Raw genomic sequence first — 19817 nt, 5'->3', positions numbered from 1 at the left:
AACGTAGGAATTATTAGATTACCAATCTCTTTCAACTTCAATTACTTCGGTATATTCAAACTCATTGGGACTTTGTTTTACTAAAGGATATCTTTCTCCAGCTATTTCGATATAATCTTGTTCACAGTCTGGTTTAGAGGAATAATAAGTCAGGACATATTCTCTACCAATTCTGTCTGACATTTCAGCTTCTACTTCACCCCGCCATTGAGTTTTTGTAACTAAGACGATTAACTGATTTGCTAATTTTGGTAATGTTTGAGCAATGCGGCGGCGATAGGTTTCGTCTAGGCTACCAAAGGGAGAATCCATGACGATTGGGAAGGTGCTACTATCGGGTATGGTGAGTATTTTACGCTTGGCACTCCATTCTCTGACTTTATCAATAATACTGGCGATAAATGATAAACTGAGAATTTGATTTTCACCGGTGGAAGCTGCTACTGCTGCTTCTGTACCAGAGGTATTTTCTATTAGGGTTAATTCATATTTATCGCTAATTGTGGGAACGTAAGGGGTGAAAGAAATAGTAGTAAATATTTCTTGTAATCTTTTTTCTAGTTGCAAGCGAAATTGCTTTTCTTGGCGGTTTCTGACTTCAGTTAGGCGTTCAATGGCATCTTGAGTAGCGTTGATGCGTTTTTGTGCTAATAATTGTTTATCTTCGTTGAGTTTTTGTTTAGCAATTTGTTTAATTAAAGCATCGATTTCTGTTTTGAGATGCGTAATTTTCTGCTGATTTGCACCTTGTTCTCGGTTTGATTCATCAATTTTACTTTCAATTTCATCGATGCGTTTTTGCAAGTTGCTAATTTCTTCGTTGGGGTCTTTTCTCAAACGTTCTTGAATGTTATCTAATTCGCTTTCGATTTGGGAAATGTTTTGACGTAATTGATTGATTCTGGTTTGTTCTCTGTCTACTTCTTCCCAAAAAGTTACGGCTTGTTTGTCAATCTCGTCTACTTGTGCGCTCATGCGAATCGCGGTTTCTTCTACTGATGAAGAACCTGCTTTATCTAACCACATACTTACATTAGCATGGGCGTGATTATCTGGATGTAATTCTGCACCACAAATACAGCGTTGGGAGTTGAGTAATTCTGTAACAAATTCCCGCGAAATTCCAGAGGTTAACTCACCTCGCTGCTTTAGGTCATGGAGAATGGCGCGAAATTGGGCTGTTGTATCTGATAGTAAGACAGTATAACCCCGTGAGGAAATAATTTTTTTTAGGGCTTCTTTCGTTTGTCGCCAATTATCTTGATTTGATTTTTTCTGATTTTCTAATTCTTGTCGTCTCTCTTGCAATTCTTTGGCTGCGCTGAGTTCTTGCAGGCGATTACCTGTTTCTTTTTTAAAGGTTTGTTGATATTCTAATTCTTGCTTGATTTCTGCTTGACGGGTGTTGATTTGCTCAATTTCTTGTTCGAGTTTGGCTTGTTCTCTTAAAAGCTGTTTGATTTCTGAGTCACCAATGGCTTTTAGTTCATTCTCTAAACTTTTTTTGGCTTCTCCGAGATGCTTAATGGAACGGTTAATTACTTCTACGCCTAAGAAAATTTTTGTAGCTTCCGCAATTTCTGATTTTTTATCGGAACGCACTATTTCTTCGATGCGTTCGCCGTCAAAGAAGAAGTATTGGTGTAAACTAACTGGTAAAATCTGCCCGATAATTTCTTCTGGTTGCTGGAGTGGAAAGTACCATCTACCATCATCTCCAGCTACTTGCATGAGTAATTCGGTTTTACCTACTGTAAAGTCAGTTTTATTTTTATAACCGCGACATTGGCGTTTGACGTTATAGCGTTTACCTTCGTGTTCCCAGTTAATTTCTACCCAACATTCTACAGCTTGTCCTGGTTGTGCTTGAGCGATCGCTCTTTTATTGACTAATTGTTCTGTGGAGGCAAAGGCAGCACTAAACCTTTCATATAATACCCACGTAAAGGCATTTAGTAAACTGGTTTTACCTGAGCCGTTATTGCCATGAATAATCGTGGTGTTAAGAACATCTCCCCCAGAGATCATAATTTCTGGGGTTTTGCCATAAAAGGAGCGAAAGTTACACAGTTTAATGGAGGTGAGCTTCATTGGACTGCTCCCTTCACAATGTCTAAAATGTCATCATTGATGGGGCTATTACTTTTCTTATCGAGTCTATTTTTTTCTAAATGCCATACTCGTTCTATAATTTGTCGCACCTCTGGCGGAGCAGTAATAATTGGCTCTTGCACATCATCTATATTTTGCTCTGGCGACATCTTATTTTTTGTAGATCGGGTTTCTCTATTTTAACTGCCGTAATTGCTGTTTTTACATCAGTAAAGCCACTATTCTGGCTATTTTTGAATTCGGCAAATTATCGCTGTTAAATTTTAAAATTTTTTGCCAAAATGGTCTTTATTTTTGTTGCGGTTGCTGATATATTTGAATTATGCTGAAATTCTTTATAATGGGAATTTCGTAATTTTTTAAATTTTGCTAGTATTCCATTATATTAATATCATTTATTTATCTTCTCACATAACGTACAATTGACTACAGCTTTTAGAAAAAGTTTACAGATATGTTGGCGTTGCTGAATGGAAGGTGATTTACTCGCCCATACTGCAAGGCACAACCAGCAGGGAAGGCGTAGAGAGAGAAAAGAAAGTTTTGGATTATTGGCGTGTGTAACGATGTTTGACTCCAATGGGGAAGTATTCGCGATCGCCCATTGGTGCTAATGTGATTTGGGGTGTTTGGTATTCTTTGGGGACGTAGTTGGCAAATTCGCCGTTAAGTCGCAACAATTGGTTGAGAATTGAGGTTGCTATGGTTTGGCGTTTGTCTTCAGAACCTTCAACATCTGGTGCTAATTCTACAACTACAGATAAAAAGCGGTTTTTGTCGGTGTCTTCTTTTACCTGTAAGACAAATTTACCTGTAACCCATTCTTTAATGACTGGTTGTTCTAATCCTACTGTCACATTTTCGGGGTAGATATTTGCACCAAAATAGGAGACTGTAAAGTTAGAGCGTCCAAAAACATAAACGAATGGTAGTTGATGAATACCTCTAGGTGAGTGCTGGGTGTGAGGAGTAAGATTTTCCAGGGGATTAAATCCCCAATCTCCTAAGAACTGGAGCATGGCATCATAAGTAATGATTCCCCCAGTGTCTAAGATGTTGTACCTTATGAGGGGAATGCCGTTATTTCCAGAAAACAATAATTGCCCGTTCTGCACTTCAAAAAAGCGGCTAACTGGGTCATACTGCACTAGTGTAGGTAAACGTGATTCCCCAAATAAAGCTTTTGCAGCTTCGGGATTTTGCGCTAAGAAGCGGCGAATGCAAATACTCAATGGTGTCTCATTACCCAACACCCCTGCATCGGCTGTACCGTAAAGTGATGCTGAATCATAGCAAGGATTTTGAGAACCCACCCTTTCACCTACTAAACTCCGCCATTCTTCGCTGAATACTTCACCCGCCATCACAAATTTCATCTGGTAGCTTTGCCACTCTACACCACGGGCAATACCTGTATCAATTACATCTTTTAGAAATGGTGGATATCCCAATAAAACCACCTGTGCAAAATTACCACCGAGTTCTTGTACTACGCGCAAGATGTCTTCTTTATTGTTACCGGGGGTAATAACGGTGATGGGGTAGCCTTTGCTAGCAAGATAACGACAGCAATTTGTAGTGAACATCCCACCTACCCAAGTTCCTAGAGTAAAGCAAATAACTGCGAGGGTGGGTTTGGTATCGGCGGCGAAACTGTCGTGAAAAATTTGCTCAAAGCGTGTAACGATTTGTAATTCATCGGTGAAGAACCTCGGCCAGAATGTGGGTTTCCCTGTAGAACCAGAGGAAGCAGCTATCATATCGCAACCTTCTAGTTGTCCATCGCGGCATAAATCAGCGAGAGGATAACGTGAGATATAATTTTCTTTAGCGATCGCTGGAATTTTCTGAAAATCACCCCAACTTTCAATCATATCGGGCTGAATTTCCCTTTCTGCTAAAAAAGCCTGATAAGCCGGGACATTAGCAGCCACATCATGAAACAAATCCAAGACAGCCGATTCCCCAGAAGTGTTGATATGCTGCTGTAATAAATCCTCTAGAGGGGTAGACACAAAATCTTCCCATACCTTGATTACTTGTTGTCTTCTAGATTTGTGTTTCATAATTAGTCACCTGTCACCTGTCACCTGTCCCCTGTCACCTATCACCTATCACCTTCTTCAAAGAATATTCGTAAATTGAAGCATATTAGTTGTAGTAATTAAAAAAACCCCTCATCTATCCTTCAGCACCATGCAAGTCTATTGCAGTAAAAAACACGCTAATAATAGCAGTAATCATTTTTGCACTCATTGCGGTGAACCTTTGTCTATTACTGTTGGACAAGTTATAGACAATCGTTATCGGCTGGTTCGTCAAATAGGACAGGGTGGTTTTGGGCGTACTTATCTAGCTGAGGATAAAAAGAAATCTAATCAAACCTGTGTTTTGAAGGAATTTGCACCCCAAGTCACAGAAAAACAGGATTTACAAAAGGCTAAGGAGTTGTTTGAGCGAGAAGCAAATGTACTCAAAAAACTTCATCATCCCCAGATTCCCATGTTTCACGCTTCACTACAAGTAAAAATGGGGAGTCAGGATTTTTTCTTTTTAGTGCAAGACTATGTAGAAGGCGATAATTTTGATCAAATATTAGAACAACGCCAAAGTCAAGGGAAAACTTTTACAGAAGCAGAAGTTATTACTTTATTACAACAACTTTTACCCGTTTTATCCTATATTCACTCTTTAGATGTAGTTCATCGTGATATTTCTCCTGATAATTTGATTTGGCGACGTTCTGATAATTTACCTGTGTTGATTGATTTTGGCGGTGTCAAGCAATTACCAGCTTCTCAGGGTTTTTGGTTTACTAAGTTGGCTGTCAATCATACTCTGTTGGGTAAAAAAGGCTACGCACCAGAAGAACAATTACGACAAGGAAAGGTATTTTTTAATAGTGATTTATATTCTTTGGCGGTGACAGCGTTAGTATTACTGACGGGGAAAGAACCGCAAAAATTATACGACAGCTATCAAGGAATTTGGCGTTGGGGTAGGGAAATTAATGTCAGCTTTAAGCTAGAAGCTGTGTTAAAAAAGATGTTGGCGTATAAACCAAGCGATCGCTATCAAAATGCTGATCTAATTCTCAAAGATTTACCATCACCAAATGTAACTAAACCACCTGTGACTCATCTTACCAAGATTAAGACAATGGTAGTTGCCCCTGGACGCAAAGCAGGGGTAATCGTTAGTAAATTCCATAACAAAACTCAAGCCGTAGCCCAAAAGTTACCTCTCCCTGGTTGGATGCGTCCTTTTGTAGTCAGTTTTGGGGGAACAGCTTTAGTTGTATTGACTGGCGCAGGGACTTTTGCTGTAGTAAACTCACTGATTCGCGGTGTCTCTTCAATTACTCCACCACAAATCTCTTTACCCCAAATTCCATCGTTATCTAATCCTTCTAGTCAACCGGTTAGTGACAAAAATAAAATTACCCTGAGTCAAGTTTTAAGTCGTCGCCAACAGTTAGAAATTCCTGAACCCTTTTTTATTCAGACAGTAGACGGCTTATTTTATGCCCAAAAACCGGAGTTAAACGGACGTAGCCTCACTTCTAACCCAGAAGATGCAGGTTTGCGAGATGAATGGGCTGCCGTCGCTGGGGATTTATTGAATAAAATAGAACAGGCTAACCTCAGTACACCAACTCGCCGTCAACTGGGAAGCTATACAGAGAGAGATTATCAAACTTGGAGACGACAAGCCCGTTCTGGACAACTGGGAAATTACACAGTCAATGATTTAAATAAAGATACCAATCAAAAATTTAATCAGTTGTTTCCAGGTCAAGACCGTGGGAAACTGAATCAACAAACTTTAGGTCAAGTTTGGTATGCGATCGCAGATGAGCAAGTGAAAAATAGGAGACAGGGGACAGGTGACAGGTGACAGTGAAGAAGATCAGGGAGAATTGAATTTTGCCTCAATGACTAATGAGTAATGAATAACATTCAACCAGGGCTAACTTTAGGCGATCGCTATGTGATTGTACGTCAAATCGGTCAGGGAGGATTTGGACGGACTTATTTAGCTGAAGATATTAACCGTTTTCGGGAACTTTGTGTTTTAAAGGAATTTTGTCCCCAAGTTCAAACGGACTACGTTTTACAAAAAGCAGAAGAACTGTTTCAGCGTGAAGCTAGTGTTTTATATAAGTTACAACATCCCCAAATTCCTCGCTTCCGGGAACAGTTTCACATTAACTTAGAAAGTAAAGAATATTTATTTTTAGTCCAAGATTATATAGAAGGACAAAATTATAGTTATTTATTAAATAGCCGTAAACAACAGGGTTTGCGGTTCACAGAATTAGAAATTAAGCAACTTTTACAGCAAATTTTACCAGTGTTGGATTATATCCATTCCTTGGGTGTGATTCATCGTGATATTTCGCCAGATAATTTAATTCTTCGCACTTTTGACCAGCTACCAATATTAATTGATTTTGGTGGTGTCAAACAAGTAGTAGCCGCCGTTGCTTCCCAATATTATCAACAGGGGATAGCTACACCGCCTCCAGTCGCTACCCTACTAGGTAAGGTGGGATTCGCACCACCAGAACAAATGCAAACCGGTGCAGTGTCTCCCCATAGTGATTTATATGCTTTGGCGGTGACTGCAATAGTTTTATTGACAGGTAAACAACCCCAAGAATTAGTCGATAATTATAATCTTTCTTGGCAATGGCGGCGGGAAATTACCCTGAGTCCGCTATTAGGACAAGTATTAGATCAAATGTTAGCTCCTCGACCGGGCGATCGCTACCAGTCAGCCCAACAAGTTCTCGAAGCACTCAATTCTCCACCAGTCTATTATCCCCCCACTCAAGCACCCCTCCCCCCAGTCGCACCGATATCAGCCACTCTAGCTGTCTCTTCTAATCCCCCTAGTGTTCCTACTTCCCCTGCGTCTCTTCCTCCCGAACCTCACAATCAATGGACACCAACTAAAACTTTCCTAGCGGTGTTGGCGTTAGTTACTACTGGGGGATTAATTTGGTGGGGAGTTAGCGGGAGAACTGGTAATCAAGTGGTAGACAATCCTACACCTACACCAACTATTACCCAGCCTACCAATCCCCTAGATAAATACTCGCCCACAGAACGACGACGCAAACAAAGATTAAGCGATCGCCGTCAACAATTGGGTGTAGACTTTAATTTCTACGTTAATTTAGTCAATCAAACTTTTTGGGAACAAAATCCCAGTTTAAAGGGACGTACTCTCAGCGATGAACCAGAGGATGAAAGTTTACGGACAGAATGGGATAAAATCGCTGGTGAATTACTAGAAAAGCTTGTACCATTAAGTACAAAATCGCGCCGACAATTAGGTACTTATACTGCCGCAGAACGCGATCGCTGGAAGGTGGATGTCAATCAAATTAATGTTAGTAGTCGCGCTTTGTATGACTTGGGTGATGCAGCTTTCTTTCACGCCTTCCCAAAACGAAAAGGACAAGACTTCATCAATCAGCCTATAGGACAAGTTTGGCACGCTTTTGTTAGTGACAAACTTAACGCCATAATTGCAGGTAGTGCTTTCCAAAAAATCGTTTTTGATCAAGATGCTATTAATAAAACCATCAGTGGTAATCTCAAACCTGGTGCGGGTAAAGTTTTTATTGCTGATTTAGCTCAAAATCAAACTTTAGATTTCCAGCTACAAGCAAATCCCAAAGTTTTGTTATCAATTTATTCGCCTTCTGGGAAAATTATATTTTTAGAAGATTCTCCACAACGCACATTAACAACAGAACTACCAGAATCGGGATTTTATGAATTTGTTGTGGTGTCCACTGCATCCACATCAGCAGATTATCAACTCAGCCTTACAGTCAAAAATCCCACCCCACCAGAACCAACACCAACTCCCACAGAAACACCAACACCAACTCCCACAGAAACCCCGACAGAAACACCAACACCAACAACAACCCCTAATTAATTATTTAATTTTTACAGGGTAGCTTAAGGGTAAAAATACTGCCTTGACCTAATTCACTCTGCACATCTATACTACCGTGGTGTGCTAGGACAATTGCTTGAGCGATCGCTAATCCTAATCCAGAACCGCCAGTGCTACGAGAGCGATCGCTATGAACTCGATAAAAGCGATCAAAAATGTGTGATAATTCTGATTGAGGAATACCAATACCTGTATCCTGAATTTGAATCACAACATAACTATCACTACGGTCTAAAGCAACTATTACTTTACCACCCGATGATGTGTACTGAATAGCATTGATAATTAAATTAGAAATCGAACGATAAAGCTGGTCTTGATTAGCGATAATATTTACAGGTGTGGATATCAGAATCAGCGATTTGAGGGTGATATTTGTGGCGATCGCTAATGCTGCAAACTCTTCTATTAAGTCATTAATAATATCATCTAAACAACAAATCTCACGCCGCATTGGCACAGGTTGACTATCTAACCGAGATAGTAATAATAAATCAGTTACAAGATTAGTCAAACGCTGATTTTGACGGTGTAGAGTTTGTAAAGTTTCCCGCGCCTCTAATTCATCCAATTGTGACATCAAAAGTGCTGATTCTACAGTTGCTTGAGTAGCCGCTAAAGGTGTGCGTAATTCGTGGGCTGCATCGGCTGTAAATTGTTGAATTTGTCTGTAAGATTTATAAATTGGTTGCATTGCTAATCTAGCCAACCACCAACTAGCAAGACCAACTAAACTAATCACAATTGGCGAACCTAATACTAATGTCAGTTTAACTGCATCTAAGTAACTATTAAAATCTTCAATACTCCGCCCGACTTGAATATAACCCCAATCACGATTATTTTGGGTATGTAAAGTTAAAGAAATTTGGTGATAGACCTTACCTTTATTATCTTTGAGAGTTTGCCATAATTCTCGATTAAATTCTGGTGATAGCCCTTTTGGATAAGTCCCGGCTGTAGCAAATAAGTTGCCATAATTATCAAAAAAACGTACATAATAATGGTCTTGATGAATAGCACTGAGGGTATGACGTTCAGAATTTACTGGCTCAGAAATACACCTTGTTCCTACTACACAAATATTTGGTAACAGTGTTTTTATAACTGGTTCTAATTGACCAGGTTGTTGTAATTTCAATTCAATACTATCATGCAATGTTCCCGCTACTGATTCTATTTCTTGGTCTAAGGTCATCCAATGAGCATGAGACACAGCTTTGTAAACACCAATTCCACACAGACTTAAAATCACAGCCATCACCAGCGCGTACCACAACGCCAAACGTAAGCGGGTTTGCTGAAATAATTTATTTTGATTCATCGGTGAAATTAAATCTATATCCCAGACCATGTAATGTTTCAATCATATTTTCACAGCCACTATTAGCCAACTTGCGACGTAGTAACCTAACTTGTGCTGCAACTACATTACTCACTGGTTCTGCATTTACCTCCCAAAGTTGATAGCGAATTTGTTCAGAATTTAATATTTTATTGGGGTGCTTGATAAAATATTCTAGTAGTTGAAATTCTTTATTAGTTAAGATGATTTCCTGCTTATTCCCCGCCATATCTCTACTAATTACTTTATTATTTCCATAATCTAAAGTGAGATTTCCCACCGTTAATTCTTGGGGTTGGAATTGAGGCGATCGCCTCTGCAAAGCCCTCAATCTCGCTAACAGTTCCGCCATACCAAAGGGTTTGACTAAATAATCATCAGCCCCTGCATCTAACCCCATAACTTTATCTTCCATGCTATCTTTAGCTGTCAGCATTAACACAGGTAAAGGATTATGCCGATAACGTAATTTTTTGCATAATTCCAAACCAGAAATACCTGGAATCATCCAATCAAAAATAGCTAAAGTATATTGTGTCCAACTACTTTCTAAATATGCCCACGCCTCATTACCATCCATCACCCAATCAACCAAATATTTCTGTTGGGTAAGAGTTCGCTTAATAGCCGTACCCAAATCTGGTTCATCCTCAACAAGTAGCACTCTCATAAATTAAGTTTCTTCATAACTCTGTGTCTCCGTGTCTCTGTGGTAAAAAAGCCTTTAACCACAGAGACACAAAGACACAGAGAATATCTACTAAATTTCATCCTAATTTCATTTTGAGATGAAACACTAAGGTGGGGTGCAGAATAACCCTTTTACCCCGTAACTCAGGATTTCTGATAGCGATGTTAAACTCTCTGTTTTTAATCATGCGTAGTGCCTCTGGTATACTAGCCAGCTTACTATTATTAGCAAGTCCCGCAGCAGTTCTAGCCCATGCTGGACACGGAAATGAATTTCAGGGAGGAAATGAAGCATCGGCTAATAGTTCGGTTCAGGTAGATACAGAAACGGCTCAAAGGTTAGGAATAAAAGTTGCACCAGTCAAATTACAGCAACTAGCTATCAGCATTAAAGCCACAGGTAAAATAGAAACCCTACCTAGTAAACAAGCGGAAGTTACTACACCCATTCCAGGGGCAAAGGTAGTTGAATTGTTAGTAGAACCAGGTACTATAGTTAAGCAAGGTCAACCCGTTGCTGTCGTCACCAGTCCAGATTTAGCATCACTGCGCGTAGAGTCACAAGAGAAACTGGCTCAAGGTGAAGCAGATTTACAACAAGCTTTAGCAGATTTAAAATTAGCGCAACAAAATTATTATCGCTATCAACAAATTGCGGCTGCTGAAATTACTGAAGCTGAAAGTCAAGTAGCATTTGCTCAAGAAAAATATAACAAAGACAAAGATTTAGCTGAGGCTGGTGCTTTACCCCAACGTAATGCTTTAGAATCTCAAACTCAGCTAGCCCAGGCGAAAGCGCAGCTTACTAAAGCTAATAGTCACCGGGAAGTCATCGCCGCAGAAAATCAACTCAAACGCGCCCAGGCTAATGTTACAGTTGCCAAATCCCGAATTAGTCTCAGCAGTGCAAACTATGGAACTCGCTTGCAACAATTAGGCATCCGTAGTAATAACAAAGGACTTGTGACAATAACAGCACCAATTTCTGGGAAGGTTGCGGATAGAGAAGTTACTATCGGTCAAACCTTCAATGATGCAGGTGGCAAATTAATGACGATTGTTAATGATAGTCGGGTGTTTGCTACAGCTAATATTTACGAAAAAGATTTAGATAAAGTTCGTCAAGGTCAACGGGTTAATGTCAAAGTGGCGGCTTTACCTGACCGCACATTTACAGGACGCATTACTATTATTGATTCGGCGGTGACAGGGGAGACGCGGGTTGTCCCAGTGAAAGCGGAAATTAATAATCCTGGTGGTGTACTTAAACCTGGGATGTTTGCTGAGTTGGAAGTCCTCACAAATCAAACTTCATCAGCAGTGTTAGCTATTCCCTCTACAGCCGTTGTTGATGTCAATGGTAAGGAACAGGTTTATATCCAAAATGGTAATGCTTATCAAGGAGTTGATGTTACTTTGGGTCGAACCTCTGGGGATATGGTTGAGGTGAAGACGGGTTTATTTGCAGGGGATTTAGTAGTGATTCAGCGTGCGCCGCAACTATACGCGCAGTCTTTGCTGGGGGGAAATAAATCTAATGCAGCCGAACATGAACATGGGGAAGCTACTACAGCAGTAGTGTCTCAGTTACCTGTACCACTGTGGTTATTGGGGGTTGGTGGAGGGATGTTATTAACTACAGGAGCATTTTTTGGAGGTGCTGTTTGGTCTCGGCGGCGGATATCGGCGGTGAGTTTGAGTCTGGATTTATCTCACGCAGAGACGCAGAGGCGCGGAGAGTTGGAGTAAGTTTTTTGGTGTTGGGAGTTGGAAAATGTTAAATAGCATCCTTAAGTGGTCGATTGTTCAACGGTGGTTGGTGGTGTTGGGGGCGGTTGTAGTTACGTTTTTGGGTGTGTACAATCTGACTCAGATGCCGTTGGATGTTTTTCCTGATTTTGCACCGCCACAAGTTGAGATTCAAACTGAAGCCCCAGGACTCGCTCCAGAAGAGGTAGAATCTCTGGTGACTTTACCCATTGAAAGTTCTGTGAATGGTACGCCGGGGGTGGAAACGGTACGTTCTTCCTCGGCGGTGGGAATTTCGGTGGTGAAGGTGATTTTTAAGTGGGGAACGAATGTTTATCAGGCTCGTCAGTTGGTGACGGAAAGATTGCAACAGGTGCAGGAGAAGTTACCTTCAGGTATAGAAAATCCCCAAATTTCGCCGATTACTTCCCCGATAGGGACTGTGTTGCAGTATGCTTTCACTGCTGACACTACGCCACTGATGGAAGTGCGGCGTTTGGTTGACAGGGATGTGACGAATCGACTGTTGGCTGTACCTGGGGTTTCGCAAGTAATTGCTTATGGTGGTGATGTTCGTCAATATCAGGTTTTAGTTGACCCGGCGAAGTTGAAAGCATTTAATGTCACTTTGGATGAGGTGACAGCAGCTACAAAAGCCGCTAATGTGAATGCTGCTGGTGGTTTTTTAATTAATCCTGACCAAGAAATTATCATTCGGGGACTGGGACGGGTTGAATCTATTGAACAGTTGGGTAACTCTGCTGTGACAGCCCGTAATGGTACGCCTGTGTTACTCCAAGATGTCGCATCTGTGCAGATTGGCGCGGCTTTAAAACGTGGTGATGGTAGTCTTAATGGTGAGTATGCGATTGTGGTGATGGTGAATAAACAGCCGCAGTATGATACACCGACTGTAACTAAAGCAATTGAAAAGGCGATCGCAGAGGTAAAATTAGCATTACCCCCAGATGTGAAAGTTACAGAAACTTTTCGCCAGGAAAGTTTTATTGCCGCAGCTATTGAAAATGTTACCAGTTCTCTCCGTGATGGTACTATTATTGTCGCTGTTATCTTGCTGCTGTTTTTGATGAACTGGCGCACGGCTGTAATTACTCTGAGTGCCATTCCCCTATCAGTTTTAATTGGGATGCTGATTCTCAATTTATTTGGTCAGGGAATTAACACTATGACCTTGGGTGGTTTGGCTGTGGCTATTGGTTCGGTAGTGGATGACTCAATTGTTGATATGGAAAACTGCTACCGGGGTTTACGTAAAAATCAAGCTGTAAGCAATCCTGTGCATCCTTTTAAGGTGGTTTACGATACCTCAGTTGCAGTCAGAGTCAGCGTCATTTTTTCTACAGTCATTATTGCCGTAGTCTTTGCCCCTATTTTCATGCTTACGGGTGTAGAAGGGCGCATATTTGCCCCGATGGGTGTGGCTTATTTGGTATCAATTTTTGCGTCTACCTTTGTAGCCATGACGCTTTCGCCTGCATTGTGCGCGATTTTATTAGCTAATCGCCAGTTACCTTCAGATGATACTTGGGTAAATGCTTTATCACAGCGACTTTATCAACCGTTACTAAATTTTTCTCTCCGCTTCCCGACGATTATCTTGACAATAGCTGGGGCTAGTTTAGTTGCATCTTTAATAATTTTACCAAGCTTGGGTAGGGTATTTCTGCCGGAGTTCCAAGAACCATCTTTAGTTAATGCTGTGCTGCTGTATCCTGGAAGTTCTCTGTCAGCCACGAATCAAGTCGGGTTCGTTATGCAAGAGGCTTTGAAAGGTGACAAGCGATTTAGCACAGTCCAATTACGAGCCGGACGCGCTCCTGGTGATGCTGATGCTGGTGGTGTGAATTTGGGACATTTAGATGTGGAATTGACTAAGGAGGGCTTACAAGATAGGAAAGGAAGCATTGAGAAGCTAAGGGCTGAATTTGCCAAAATACCAGGAGTTGCCCCTAGTATTGGCGGCTTTATTTCTCACCGCATGGATGAGGTATTATCAGGAGTGAGAAGTGCGATCGCTATCAAAATTTTTGGCTCAGATTTAGGCGAACTGCGTCACATTGGTTCTGAGGTGCAAGCGGCTGTCAAAGATATACCGGGACTGGTAGATTTACAACTTGAACCCCAAGTCCCCATTAAGCAGGTACAAATTAAATTTTCCAGAGCAGCCGCAGCTCGCTATGGTTTAACAATAGGTCAACTAGCAGAAATGACCGAAACTGCTTTGAATGGGCGGGTTGTTTCCCAAGTTTTGGAAGGACAACAATTATTTGATTTAGTTGTGTGGTTACAACCAGAAGCACGGAATAATTTAGAAATTATCCGCAACTTATTAGTAGATACCCCCACAGGGCAAAAAATCCCCCTAGCTCAAGTCGCCAGCGTTGACTATGGAACAGGCCCCAACACGATTAATCGGGAAAATGTCTCACGTTTAATTGTAGTTTCTGCTAATGTTTCCGGTCGAGATTTAGGTTCTGTCGTTGATGAAATTCAAGCTAAAGTACAGCAATCAATTCAGTTACCTACAGGTTATTTCATTCAATACGGCGGACAATTTGAATCAGAACAACGCGCTACCCAAAACTTACTGGTATTTGGAAGTTTAGCAATTGTAATTATTGCTGTCTTGATGTACTTTGCAGTTAAATCTGTTGCTGCGATGCTAATGATTATGATTAACCTACCTCTAGCATTGGTAGGGGGTATATTTTCCATTGCTTTAGGTGGCGGAATTATCTCTGTGGCTTCCTTAGTCGGGTTCATCACTCTATTTGGAGTAGCCACACGCAACGGACTTTTATTAGTAGATAATTACAATCAGAAATTAGCCCAGGGTTTGCCTTTAAAGACAGTAATTTTTGCAGGTTCAATGGAACGCTTAGTAGCAATTTTAATGACAGCTTTAACTTCAGCTTTGGGCATGATACCTTTGATAATTGGTATAGGTGCAGGTAAGGAAATTCTCCAGCCTCTAGCTATAGTGGTGCTGGGAGGTTTGTTTACTTCTACAGCGTTAACATTACTAGTTTTACCTGCTTTATATGCTCAGTTCGGTAAATTTTTGCTGCCTAAAAAAGCCCTTTCAGATGTCCAGCCTGGCAAGGAAATTGCAGCTATTTTTGAGTAATAATATGAAGGTAATGAGGATTCATCAATGTACAAAATTATCGCTATTTTAATTAGTCCATTACTGCGTAATTTGCTACTTTTTATACTCGCTACTGTAATTATTTTTGATAGTAATTCTACATCTGCACTTGCTGCTAGTATCTGGGACAATAAAACCACATCAGATTTACAAATGCGGGAGGTTACTGTTTATCGCAGTCCGGCTTGTACCTGCTGCGGAAGTTGGATAAAACACATCCAAAAGCAAGGTTTTAAAATCCAAGCAGATATCAAAACTGATGAGATGGAGGCTATTAAACAAAAGTATAATTTACCTCCAAATTTAGCATCTTGTCATACAGCAATTATTGACGGTTATGTGATGGAAGGACATATTCCCGCCGATGACATCAAGCTTTTTCTGCAACAACAGCCCCAACTTGCAGGTTTAGCTGTACCAGGAATGGTGATAGGAACGCCTGGAATGGAATCGGGTAATAAAAAAGAGCCATTTACAGTTATGGCATTCAATCAAAAAGGAGAAGTCCAAGTGTTTAACAATTATTAAAATCTTTTACCCACACTTCGCTAACTGGGAAGTGTGGGCTTGAATTGATGTGATGAATAGACCTCTTGTATAAATGCTTAAGGTGTCATGTTGAGCGAAGCGAAACATCTCTTAGGGGAAGGTTCTATTTTTCGTCAACAATCTCAAGCTTATTCGTCAATTTGCCAGGAATCTTTAGTTACTTCTTCATCTAGGATTTGCCGTGGGCGGACGATGATGATAACTTTGCCGAGGATGGCAAATTCTGGTTCTGTTTCAAACCACTGGAAATCTAGCTCACCACCATTATCGACAACAAAGTAACTCAAATCATTCCATTCTCGTTGATTGCGATCTACAACTACTAAAACAGAACTAGGCTGGGCTAGAGTTGCGTTAGGAAAGCGATCGCTAGTTGCTAAAATTACTACTGGGTCTTCTGCACTCAACAGCACTTGCCAACCAGGTAATGCTACCCAAGCTTGTTCACCAGCAAACTTCACTAGGCGGAATGGTTCAATTTCTGTCACCAGGGGAACTGCTTGCAGGTCTTGTGGTGTTAAAGGTAACTCACCTACGACAGGTACAATGCGGGGTAATTCATCCTCAGAATCGAAGCGATAAAAGGGAGGAATGGGGGCGGGACGCTGGGAAACAACAGTAAAATCAACTAATAGCTGTTCGATTTGTTTTCTGGCTGTTTGGGTGTGAGCAAAGCGTAACCCTTTACCAATTAAACGCGATCGCTCTTGCAAATCTGAATTTTGCCGTGCTAATTTCCAAGCTTGATAAGCTACAGCATCTCCTGGATGGTCAGAAAACCCTTGTGGTAAAGCGCGAAAGCGAGCGAAATCTTTAATGGCTTTGGCTATTTCCCGCGCTTCATCTAAATCAAGTTTATGCTGAAAAGTCAATTCAGCCGCTACCGCCCGTTGTTCGTGGGTGAGTAACCGCAGTTCATATAAAACATCACTACCACGAGTCATATAGTGCGCGCGCGTCGCCTCTGATGCGCCAGCTTTTTCCATAGAACTATACACTTGCGAGCCAACCACTACCTGATTTTGCTGAACTGGCTCAAATCCTGTGGCTTCAAAAATCTCTTGGGGATTGTAACCAGATTTTTGTAGAGTGGCGATCGCTAATCCCCATTCCACCCAATTACCTTGTTTTTGTCTCAGTTTTCGCAGTAACTCTTGAGATGAATCATCAGCAGGATTTTTAGGGTTGGGAGCGTTGGGTGGTAAGTCAGTCATAATCTAAAATTTCAGCTTCTACTTGAGAGGCTAAGTTGATACCGTATTAGCAAATCTTATTCTAATCTTTATCAGCTAAATATATATACTCTCTACCGTCAGATAAAATTTTGCGTTACCAATAACGCTCATCGGGACTCATAATAACCATATCAGTAGTTTTCCGCAAGGCTTGATAGAAATAATCTACTAAGCTTGGTAAAAAAGTAAGAATATAAATAATTTTTACAGGTAATATCTATGGCTGACACTATTTCCGATATCCAGACAAATCATCGTCCAATGGCAACTTTAGAAAGACCTAAAAAGCTCAAAATCTTAGTAGTTGATGATGAACCGGATAACCTAGATTTACTTTATCGCACCTTTCGCCGAGATTTTAATGTCCTCAAAGCTGATAGTGGCATTAATGCCTTAGAAGTATTGGCACTAGAAGGGGAAGTGGCAGTAATTATCTCTGACCAACGGATGCCAGAAATGAAGGGTACGGAGTTTCTCAGTAAAACTGTACCACAGTTTCCTGATACGGTGCGGATAATTCTCACGGGATTTACTGATATTGAAGACTTGGTGGAAGCCATTAATGCCGGACAGGTATATAAGTATATTACTAAGCCTTGGGACCCTAGTGAACTCAAAGCCGTTGTGCAACGGGCCGCAGAAACCTATGACTTGCTCAAGCAACGTACAGAAGAACTACGCCGTGCTAATGCTCAAATGTCACTCCTAACTGTTTTGGTACAAGTGACTCAAGCCGCCCAAAGTTTAGAAGCTATTCTCACACCTATCGCTACAGCTTTTTGTGACAGTTTTGCGGCTGATATCTGTATTGTGCAACTGGTAGAAGGGCAAACACTGTCAGCCACCCAAGGATTTTACTGTCCTGAAGGTGGTATCCAAAATTGGTTGGGGCAAGATCCACTGACAAGTGAAGCGATCGCCACTGGTAAAATTCAAGTTTCCTTAAATATTGCCAAAGACGCAAAACTAGCTGGTGTGACTCATTACCAAGAAAGCGGCATCCAAGCGCATTTAGTCATCCCCATTACCTACCGAAATGAAATGTTAGGGGTGTTATCTCTCCTGTGGAAACAACCAAGCTTTTTAAGAGAGGATGAACTAAACCTGATTCATTTATCGGCGGAACTAGTAGCGATCGCCTTAACTAGTAGTCAATGTCATCAAGCAAAAGTTTAATGTATAGCCACAACTGGACGGTGCTGAATCCAAGGATTAGCGGCTTCTAGTTGGGCAGCGAGGCTAATGATGGTAGCTTCGGCCGCCGGTTTGCCGACAAGCTGCACACTCATAGGTACACCATTACTATCAAACCCTACAGGTAAAGCGATCGCTGGTTGTCCGGTAGCATTGGCTGCTGGACAAGGGGCAACCCAATTGACAATTTTTTCAAATGTATCTTCAGGACTCAAAGCTGTCCATTCCCCTACCCGGATGGGAGAGTGCAAATAAACAGGCAATAGGAATACATCTATAGTGTCAAACAAGGACACAATTTGCCGCGCTACCATCTGCATAGCATAAACTGCTTGGATATATTCACCAACAGTCCCCGTTCGTGCCAATAGCAAACGGTTGACAGGTTGCAATACCTCGGACGGTAATCCTGCACCAGCAATTCCCGATTGCCAGACGGCTTTAAACGGTTCAACTAAGGCACTGAAATCGGGAAATTTTTGCTCAACTTGATGACCGAGTTGTTCTAATAATTTTACTGTCTGCAAAACCGCCCGTTGACAATTAGCATCGGCTTCACCAAAGGGAAGAATACCAGTAGCAAAGGCAATTCGCAAACTCCCTGGATGAGTTTGGGCAGCCGTCAAAAATGATGGTTCTGGATCGGGTAGCCAGTAAGGATCACCAGTGACATAACCAGACATAGTATCTAACATAGCCGCCGCATCCGCCACAGTCCGGGCGAGAGGCCCATTGGCAGCAATTCCCGCTAGGCGATCGCCTACTGGTGCTTTACTGACTCTACCCCGTGCTGGTTTAATCCCCACTAAACCACAACAAGCCGCAGGCCCCCGAATTGAACCACCACCGTCAGAACCTTGAGCGATCGCACATAGTCCGGCTGCGACTGCGGCGGCTGCTCCACCACTAGAACCGCCGGGAGTATATTCTAAATTCCACGGGTTTCTGGCGGGGGCAAATCCTGTAGGTTCGGTATAAGGAAACGAACCTAATTCTGAAGTGGCTGTTTTACCGAGAATAATAAAGCCAGCTTGTTTAATGCGTATGACAACCCCATCATCAAATTCGGGAATGTTATTCAGTAATGCTGGACTCCCATAGGTACAAGGTACACCCGCCACGGCGTTGAGGTCTTTAATGGAAATTGGTACACCAAAAAATGGTGGGAGTTCTGTGGTTGTCGTGACTAATTCTGTCTTAGCTGTAGCATCGGCGATCGCTAAATCTGCCGCCACTGTAAAATAACTGCCCAACTGGGGATTCAACTGCTGAATCCGGCTTAGATATATTTCTACCAACTCTAACGGTGATACTTCCCGCCGTCGGATTAATTTTGCTAACTCTAGTGCTGGGGTAAAGGCTAAATCCGTTTCATTCATAAGGTTGGGGACTGGGGACTGGGGACTGGGGATTGGGGACTGGGTATTGGGGATTGGGAAGACAAGGAAGCAGAAGGGAAAAACTGTTAACTATTGACCAAATTGGTAATTGGTAATTATGTGGGTTTCAAGCCCCCACTGATTGCAATTGCGTTAGCGTAGCGGGACGTTAGTCCATTGCGAATTGCGAATTGCGAATTGCGAATTGCGAATTGGTTTGACTCTTCCCTCAACAGCGTTGTTACTTTAGCAAAATTTTTGGGAACTATAAATCTATCGTTTTTGTGATTTAACAACTTATTGCTCGTACTTACTGATAATTACGATAAGCAAAAATACTTATCTCACAAAAAGGCTATGGATTGATCAAGGTCTTCTGGAATTTGCAGCCAGATTACCATGAGCAGGGTTCGCAGTAA

Annotated in this window: 13 protein-coding genes; 6 read left to right on the top strand and 7 right to left on the bottom strand. The window is 41.5% G+C overall.

Annotated features, from left to right (window positions below; all coding sequences use genetic code 11):
* Positions 1-18: 18 nt before the first annotated feature.
* The 3 genes from L6494_RS16430 to L6494_RS16420 all read right to left on the bottom strand — a co-directional run bounded on the left by L6494_RS16430 (position 19) and on the right by L6494_RS16420 (position 4178).
* Positions 19-2091, bottom strand: a complete 2073-nt coding sequence (locus L6494_RS16430; protein WP_237988784.1) for an AAA family ATPase — start codon at positions 2089-2091, stop codon at positions 19-21.
* Entirely contained in the window at positions 2088-2261 is a 174-nt protein-coding gene (locus L6494_RS16425; protein WP_237988783.1) for a hypothetical protein, read from the bottom strand. The genes L6494_RS16430 and L6494_RS16425 overlap by 4 nt, the downstream gene beginning before the upstream one ends.
* Positions 2262-2660: 399 nt before the next feature.
* The gene (locus L6494_RS16420; protein ID WP_237988782.1) at positions 2661-4178 is read right to left on the bottom strand and encodes a phenylacetate--CoA ligase family protein; all 1518 of its coding nucleotides are present in this window, start codon (positions 4176-4178) and stop codon (positions 2661-2663) included.
* A gap of 130 nt (positions 4179-4308) precedes the next feature.
* Between L6494_RS16420 and L6494_RS16415 the strand changes: the two genes are divergently transcribed.
* Together L6494_RS16415 and L6494_RS16410 are read left to right on the top strand one after the other, a co-directional pair.
* Entirely contained in the window at positions 4309-6009 is a 1701-nt protein-coding gene (locus tag L6494_RS16415) for a serine/threonine-protein kinase (RefSeq protein WP_237988781.1), read from the top strand.
* Positions 6010-6060: 51 nt separating this feature from the next.
* Positions 6061-8067: a serine/threonine-protein kinase gene (locus L6494_RS16410; RefSeq protein WP_237988780.1), complete on the top strand. Its 2007-nt coding sequence runs from the start codon at positions 6061-6063 to the stop codon at positions 8065-8067.
* Positions 8068-8071: 4 nt separating this feature from the next.
* On the opposite strand, the gene rppB is transcribed toward L6494_RS16410, so the two are convergent.
* Together rppB and rppA are read right to left on the bottom strand one after the other, a co-directional pair.
* Positions 8072-9412, bottom strand: coding sequence for a two-component system sensor histidine kinase RppB (rppB, locus tag L6494_RS16405; protein WP_237988779.1), 1341 nt, complete (start codon positions 9410-9412; stop codon positions 8072-8074).
* Complete coding sequence (rppA, locus tag L6494_RS16400) at positions 9399-10103, bottom strand: two-component system response regulator RppA (RefSeq protein WP_237988778.1); 705 nt, start codon at positions 10101-10103, stop codon at positions 9399-9401. Before rppA ends, rppB begins: the two co-directional genes overlap by 14 nt.
* A 182-nt stretch (positions 10104-10285) precedes the next feature.
* On the opposite strand from rppA, the gene L6494_RS16395 reads away from it, so the two are divergent.
* Genes L6494_RS16395 through L6494_RS16385 form a run of 3 tightly spaced genes read left to right on the top strand, consistent with a single transcriptional unit; the run spans position 10286 to position 15569 of the window.
* Entirely contained in the window at positions 10286-11872 is a 1587-nt protein-coding gene (locus tag L6494_RS16395) for an efflux RND transporter periplasmic adaptor subunit (protein WP_237988777.1), read from the top strand.
* 25 nt (positions 11873-11897) lie between these two features.
* Positions 11898-15020 (top strand): efflux RND transporter permease subunit, encoded by a 3123-nt coding sequence (locus L6494_RS16390; protein WP_237988776.1) that lies wholly within the window; start codon positions 11898-11900, stop codon positions 15018-15020.
* A 27-nt stretch (positions 15021-15047) separates the two neighbouring features.
* Positions 15048-15569 carry a DUF411 domain-containing protein gene (locus tag L6494_RS16385; protein ID WP_237988775.1) on the top strand — a complete coding sequence of 174 codons (522 nt, stop codon included), beginning with the start codon at positions 15048-15050 and terminating at the stop codon, positions 15567-15569.
* Positions 15570-15718: 149 nt separating this feature from the next.
* Here the strand turns inward: L6494_RS16385 and L6494_RS16380 are convergent, their stop codons facing one another.
* Positions 15719-16804 carry a RuBisCO accumulation factor 1 gene (locus L6494_RS16380; protein ID WP_237988774.1) on the bottom strand — a complete coding sequence of 362 codons (1086 nt, stop codon included), beginning with the start codon at positions 16802-16804 and terminating at the stop codon, positions 15719-15721.
* A 240-nt stretch (positions 16805-17044) separates the two neighbouring features.
* Between L6494_RS16380 and L6494_RS16375 the strand changes: the two genes are divergently transcribed.
* Positions 17045-18001, top strand: a complete 957-nt coding sequence (locus L6494_RS16375; RefSeq protein ID WP_237988773.1) for a response regulator — start codon at positions 17045-17047, stop codon at positions 17999-18001.
* On the opposite strand, the gene L6494_RS16370 is transcribed toward L6494_RS16375, so the two are convergent.
* Positions 17998-19398, bottom strand: a complete 1401-nt coding sequence (locus L6494_RS16370) for an amidase (protein ID WP_237988772.1) — start codon at positions 19396-19398, stop codon at positions 17998-18000. The genes L6494_RS16375 and L6494_RS16370 overlap by 4 nt on opposite strands.
* Positions 19399-19817: the final 419 nt, after the last annotated feature.

Source organism: Nostoc sp. UHCC 0870 (assembly GCF_022063185.1).
In the GTDB taxonomy this organism is placed as follows: Bacteria; Cyanobacteriota; Cyanobacteriia; order Cyanobacteriales; family Nostocaceae; genus Trichormus.
The sequence above is the reverse complement of the archived record's forward strand: the minus strand, read 5'-3'. Positions and strand labels throughout refer to the sequence as shown.

Bases quoted from the DNA above. Each gene is read 5' to 3' on its own strand.
- L6494_RS16430 (WP_237988784.1), bottom strand. From the start codon at position 2,091: ATGAAGCTCACCTCCATTAAACTGTGTAACTTTCGCTCCTTTTATGGC.
- L6494_RS16375 (WP_237988773.1), top strand. From the start codon at position 17,045: ATGGCTGACACTATTTCCGATATCCAGACAAATCATCGTCCAATGGCA.
- L6494_RS16380 (WP_237988774.1), bottom strand. From the start codon at position 16,804: ATGACTGACTTACCACCCAACGCTCCCAACCCTAAAAATCCTGCTGAT.
- L6494_RS16415 (WP_237988781.1), top strand. From the start codon at position 4,309: ATGCAAGTCTATTGCAGTAAAAAACACGCTAATAATAGCAGTAATCAT.
- L6494_RS16395 (WP_237988777.1), top strand. From the start codon at position 10,286: ATGTTAAACTCTCTGTTTTTAATCATGCGTAGTGCCTCTGGTATACTA.
- L6494_RS16390 (WP_237988776.1), top strand. From the start codon at position 11,898: ATGTTAAATAGCATCCTTAAGTGGTCGATTGTTCAACGGTGGTTGGTG.
- L6494_RS16420 (WP_237988782.1), bottom strand. From the start codon at position 4,178: ATGAAACACAAATCTAGAAGACAACAAGTAATCAAGGTATGGGAAGAT.
- L6494_RS16410 (WP_237988780.1), top strand. From the start codon at position 6,061: ATGAATAACATTCAACCAGGGCTAACTTTAGGCGATCGCTATGTGATT.
- L6494_RS16425 (WP_237988783.1), bottom strand. From the start codon at position 2,261: ATGTCGCCAGAGCAAAATATAGATGATGTGCAAGAGCCAATTATTACT.
- L6494_RS16385 (WP_237988775.1), top strand. From the start codon at position 15,048: ATGTACAAAATTATCGCTATTTTAATTAGTCCATTACTGCGTAATTTG.
- L6494_RS16370 (WP_237988772.1), bottom strand. From the start codon at position 19,398: ATGAATGAAACGGATTTAGCCTTTACCCCAGCACTAGAGTTAGCAAAA.
- rppA (WP_237988778.1), bottom strand. From the start codon at position 10,103: ATGAGAGTGCTACTTGTTGAGGATGAACCAGATTTGGGTACGGCTATT.
- rppB (WP_237988779.1), bottom strand. From the start codon at position 9,412: ATGAATCAAAATAAATTATTTCAGCAAACCCGCTTACGTTTGGCGTTG.